This window comes from Vreelandella olivaria (assembly GCF_023507745.1).
GTDB lineage: Bacteria > Pseudomonadota > Gammaproteobacteria > Pseudomonadales > Halomonadaceae > Vreelandella > Vreelandella olivaria_A.
On record NZ_JALPZO010000145.1, the window covers coordinates 1 to 4837 of the forward strand.

The following is a 4837-nucleotide window of genomic DNA, read 5'->3' on the forward strand; positions in this document are numbered from 1 at the left end:
AGCAGGCGCGGAAATCACCCTCAACGCAGGTGGCAGCTTTCTGAAAATCGACCCCAGCGGGGTCACCCTGGTTGGCCCACAGGTCAAAATCAACTCCGGCGGCAGCCCCGGCAGTGGTCGCGGGCAGACAGCACAGGCACCGCAACTGCCTGTGGACGCTGAAGCCGAGAGCCATCAAGCCATTGCCCCCATCAATCGCCCCGCACAGCTTCGGGCCATGTTGAAGGCGCCTGCCAGTTGTGAAATTTGCGAAACGTCTGGCTCGGGAGGGCACTAGATGTCGCATATTTCGACCGCCACCCACGCACTTATTGACGGGGTATGCTTTCCAAACGCTTATCAGCGGCTCTATCAGCGTGATGATATAGAGGACATAGAGCCTCTGTACCTGACCACCCGCTGGGCGTCGCTCGCAGAGTACGGCCCCATTCTGGTCAAGCTTAAAAACACCAACTTGGTTGATGAAGCGTGCAAGGCAACCAGTGACTCCCTTTATCGCTCGCTGTCTCTATTGAGTACGCCAGCCAGTACGCTAGACCTGAGCCATCATCTTCGCCATTTCATTACCTTTAAGGGTGTAGAAGGACAAAGCAAGCTATTGCGCTTTGCTGACCCTCTGGTGGCCCGTCATTGGCTGTCGAGTTACGGCAGCCCCCTGCCCGCCGTGCTGATGGGCCCCATGGCAGCATGGTGGGTAGCGAACTGGGCGCCTAACTGGGCAGAGTCATACCCACTTAGATGGCAAGCATTTCTTGCCGACAGCATGCCCGCAGCCGACACCATCGCCTTATCAGATGAGCTTCCCCCCATGGGGCATGCCCAGCACGCCGCATTGGATGCAGTCACACGCTGGCAGCTAAAAGAGCGATTAACGGAGTACTTGGCACAACATTCTGCCGCCCAGTGGGAGCGTCTGCCCATGGAAGAGCGTGGCCAGTGGTTAGACAACCGCCTGAATGACGCTAGTGCCTGGGGAGCCACTACCGAGCGCCAGTTGGCAATATGGCTAGGTCTCGCTCTGCAGTGGGGCAATCACTTTATGACCGCAGGCGAGGGTCTTTACGCTCATTGGGTAAGCCACTCCCCCAATGCCATACGCCTTTCCCGGCAAGAGCAGTTGAAGGCCCTTGACACCTGGAGCCGGACCAACGCCACCACCCTAACGACCACCGACGAGGAACCCCATGGCTAGTACGGATGCACAGGCAGAAGCACGTGATGCCCTGTTTGATGAAACCCCCATGGGGGCAGGTGTCTGTCCTCTGCTGCTGGACGTTACACTCTTCCCGGTTCGTTATGCGATTGATGAAGCACCTGCCCAGGCAGGGGAACCTGCGCCGCATCCCCTGGCAGACCAGTGGCAGGGGCCGGAATACCCCTCCCTGGAAACCCGCGGCTACACACTACGCCAACTGCGTGACGGCTGGCTCTATGTGTGGTGGGAAAACGAAGATGGGTCTCACCTTGATGAGTATCGTGTGGAAGGAGCAACGTTCAATGATGCCCCTCACCTGACCTGCTCTACTTGCACGCCCATAGCGCTGGCCTACTCCTCCATACAATGGACTGAACGCATTCAGCAACACATGCTGGACGATGCCCAGGCACGCCAACGCATTATGCGTTCTGTCGATCTTATGCAGGCGCTGACAGCCACATCCGACGGTAGTCTCGCGGCCCACGCCGGCCCTTTGACTCAACTGGCTGAGCACGTCGCCGATATCACGCCAAATGGCGCGACTGACGGCTTCACCACCACGACCGTATCCACCATCGACAGAGAGGACGCAACGGAAAGTGACGAAAGCGAGAGAGACGATGAAGAGGGTCTCTATCCGCTCCTCGCGGTAAAACCCGAAATCACTCAAAACAGCGTGTTGTCCAAGGTCGATCATCATGACCAGGCGCTCTTCGTAGCCCTGGATGATGATCTGGGCATCGTCAATGACCTGACCATGGCGTTGGTGGGGCGCGAGATAGCGCTAGAGGCCTTTCTGGATGAACATGGGCACCGGCTGGAAACGGCACAGGTCGTCAAAGCACTCTGTTCGATCGATATCGATGATTTGATCAGTGATGAGGTTCGCCATGACCCGGCTCGCTATCACCAAGTCACCGTCAAAACAGGCGAGCTGTTCGATGCCTTGAAAAACGTCGGCACCGGCTCTGACTATACCCTGCTGCTCAGGCAGCAGCGTGTCAGCCAACTACAAGATGAGTTGATCGAACTTGGCATGGCGAACCCACCCGGTCGTAATAGCACACACTATGAAGAGTGGCACGGCAAAGCGCTTCCTCGCCTGGATGTCCGGCTGGATGAAGCAATAGCGTTCATCACGGAAAAAGGCCCTCAACTTGAACGCCTCCAGGCCCATGTGGAAAACAGCACTTCTGATCTAACCCTATGGCTGGAACGGCTCCCGCATTCTGCTCAAGGGCTATGTTTTGATACGAGTGATGCCGCGCAAAACAACGCCATCCACGAATGCGGCAGTATGGTGATAGAAGTGCTGGGCGCCTCCTCGACAGGCCGGGCCTGGCTGGATAAAACCTATCAGGCGCGCGACTCACTGATCAGCTTTGCCGTATTGAATTTCGACCCAGCCCTTGCCACCGCGTTGGAAACGATTGCCCAGCACTTCATCGAACAGCGGAATGAGGATGGAGAACCCATCGATAAGGGCATCACCCCGACCAGTGTCGTCACACAAATCAACGCTGCCATTGGGATGCTGAAGCTGGAAGAGGTACAAAATCACCCCATTTACCAAAGCCTGGCGCCACACGTGCGTGAATCGTTCGATACGCTTCGCACAGAAATAAGCGGTCCTTCCAAACGGCTGTGGGAAACCATGGCCTATCAGTTTTTGCCCTCATTAAGTGCCAAGGGACAGCTATCGCTGGAAACAGCAGCCAGATCACTGGTGCACACCCTGATGGTCGTTCTGGTGCACCCGGATGTCGCGTCCTCGCAGTTGGTGATAGACCCCGAGTACGACACCAAACACCGTCAATGGCGAGAGCGGGCCTGGCAACTCACCGGCAGGATTCACGACCTGGAGCGCCACCGCCAAAGGGCTGGCTACAGTGCTCAGGAGCGCCAGGCACAGCTGCGAGAGTTAGAGCAGTTGGAGCAACAGCGCTACACCCATGCCTTTGAGGAACCCAAACGCGTGACTGCCGCAGATGACTCCCTCGACCAACGCGCATCGGGCAACCAGCGGCGTGCTCAAAACCTGGCCAGCGCGGGTTATCATGAGCTTCGCGAACAACACCGCCTCAAACTCATGGGCGGTGCCAGCGCCGCTAAACGCCACGTCACCAACCGGGTTAACCAATTAGGCGGCGGCTTAGCCCTCTTAATCGCCAGCCTGAACCTTTATAACTTTATCGATGCAGCGCGCACTGCCCAAACAGACGGCGTGGATGAAGAAGGAATGCGTAAGCTGGCAGCGACAACCGGATTTGCCGCGGCGGCAGTGATAAGCCTATGGGTGATGCCGTTTTGGAACCGTGCGACGAATCGATCCTTCCGATTAGACGGAAAAATGATCCGGCTGGCAGAAGCTTCTACCAAGGTGTGGATGAACCACAATCGAAATGCTGCGTCACGTATGGCCGCCAAACTGGCGACCCGCGTAGGCAGCCTGGCAGCGATTGGAGCGATTGCGGCGGGGCTGGATACATGGCAGAGCTACAATGACGCTCAGAATGCCAGCAGAGGGGCAGAACGTTCAGCTATTTATCTCAAAGTCGCAGCCGGAGTCGGTATGAGCTTTGCCGCTGCATTTCAGGTAGGTGGCGCAATTTTAGGCCGCTGGTTTGCCTTTGCCTGGATACTTGGCCCCTGGGTCTCCGGTATTTTGTTTGCCGCCGGGGTTGCCCATTTGATTGCCTCGCACTATGCCGCCCGCTATCACCGGGCTGGGGTGCGTGGCTGGCTATATACCAGCACCTGGGGCCAGGGGGGCACTGACTGGGACGCCAGCGACGAGGGCCGCAAAAACGAATGGCGTGCCTTAATGGAGCTTCTGCTGCAGCCATCGGTAAAACTCACGCCTATCAGGGAAGTGACCATTGACTCATCGACGATGAGCTACTACGGGGTGGGGAGGATGACCCCCTCGCATCAAGGCTTCTGGCTGCAAATTGCCTTTCCCGCCTTGCTGGCCGGTGAAACGATCAAACTCTCCTCCAATGCCCGCAGCGGCTTTTGGGCTGCTGCGGATAGCTTTGAGCAAAGCCCCTCACAACAAGGCGAGAGAGGGGCAGCGTTACCCGCCGACAGTCACTATAGCCCTGAAGATGTGCGTATCTGGCAGGCCTGGATACCGGCGAGCGAGCAGGCAGCAAACGCCTTTTTTATCCTCACGGTGGATTATTCTGAAACGCTGTTATCGGCCAATGAAGGCCCCGCGCACTACACCTTCTATAAGCCCAGCGCTGCCGCAGGCAAGCGAGAGATTGAACCCAATAATGAAGAGAGCCGCGGGCTTAGCGCGCCTACCCGTTTTGCACTGACGGTTCCCTTCACCTCTAAAGCACAAGGATAAGTGTATGTGGTTTATTCAACCCCAGCAGGACTATATCGCCCAAATGCCCTGGAAGCATGCCGATGAACCGGCGCTAATAAGCTGGCAAATCCGGGCGCGTAATTATAATACCTTTGTGGCAAATATATTATTCAGCATATTTGCGCTTATCAGCTTGGGGGGGGGATATGTAATGTTTCTATTGGGAGAATCATTCCTAACCTCTTTTTTAATGGGGGGAGGGATGTACGTTTTTCTTATTTTACTAGCCATGAGCATGACTCACCAGACCACGATTATTGTCT

The 4837-nt window shown here is 56.5% G+C and carries 2 protein-coding genes and 2 pseudogenes; all 4 read left to right on the plus strand.

Annotated elements, in window-relative coordinates; all coding sequences use genetic code 11:
- Window positions 1–277, plus strand: a pseudogene (locus HP566_RS18055) (hypothetical protein); the annotation flags it as partial.
- Window positions 278–1192, plus strand: coding sequence for a DUF4123 domain-containing protein (locus HP566_RS18060; RefSeq protein ID WP_249978709.1), 915 nt, complete (start codon window positions 278–280; stop codon window positions 1190–1192).
- Window positions 1185–4553 (plus strand): T6SS effector BTH_I2691 family protein, encoded by a 3369-nt coding sequence (locus HP566_RS18065; RefSeq protein ID WP_249978710.1) that lies wholly within the window; start codon window positions 1185–1187, stop codon window positions 4551–4553. The genes HP566_RS18060 and HP566_RS18065 overlap by 8 nt, the downstream gene beginning before the upstream one ends.
- Before the next feature lie 4 nt (window positions 4554–4557).
- Window positions 4558–4837: pseudogene (locus HP566_RS18070) on the plus strand (hypothetical protein); the annotation flags it as partial.